Annotated in this window: 1 protein-coding gene; it reads left to right on the forward strand. The window is 67.2% G+C overall.

Going from position 1 to position 594, the window contains the following annotated elements:
* Positions 1-594, forward strand: a 594-nt coding sequence (locus tag J4F42_19925; GenBank protein MCE2487788.1) for a CoA transferase, incomplete at both ends; no start/stop codon positions are given.

A 594-nucleotide genomic window follows, 5' to 3' on the forward strand; every position in this document is an offset into this window, starting at 1 on the left:
AGCCACCCACGTCCTGGTCAGCAACTGGCCGCCGCGCATGGCGCCCTGGCTGGAGTACGAGCACCTGGTCGAGCACTGCGGTCCACAGGTCATCAAGATTCAGTTCGACGGGGGCTACGACGGCCGGGTGGCCAACGACTACTCCATGCAGGGCGCGACCGGCCTGGCCCACGCGACCGGCGAACCCCACGGCCGACCGCTGACCATTCCGGTCGCCTTCTTCGACATGATTACCGGCCTGCACGGCCTCAACGCCTTTCATGTCGGCCTGCGCCGTCTGGCCGAAACCGGCCAGGGCGACTGCTACAAGATCGCCCTCGAACAGGTCGCCTTCCAGACCCTGGCCGAGCTGGGCTGGTACGCCCAGGCCGAGACCACGGGCGAGAGCCGCGAGCCGATCGGCGACAATCTGCTCGACGCCGTCCACGGCCACTATGCGACCCGGGACGGCAAGTTCGTCACCCTGAACCTGATCGGCGACAGCGTGTTGCGCCGGCTGCGTGAGGCGACCGGCATGAAGACCCTGGCCTACGATCCCCAGGGCCACGAGATCCACGGCGATCATGCCCGCTACCTGGTGGTCGAAGAGATCAA

The sequence above is a fragment of the Desulfurellaceae bacterium genome, from assembly GCA_021296095.1.
Taxonomy (GTDB): Bacteria; Desulfobacterota; Binatia; order Bin18; family Bin18; genus JAAXHF01.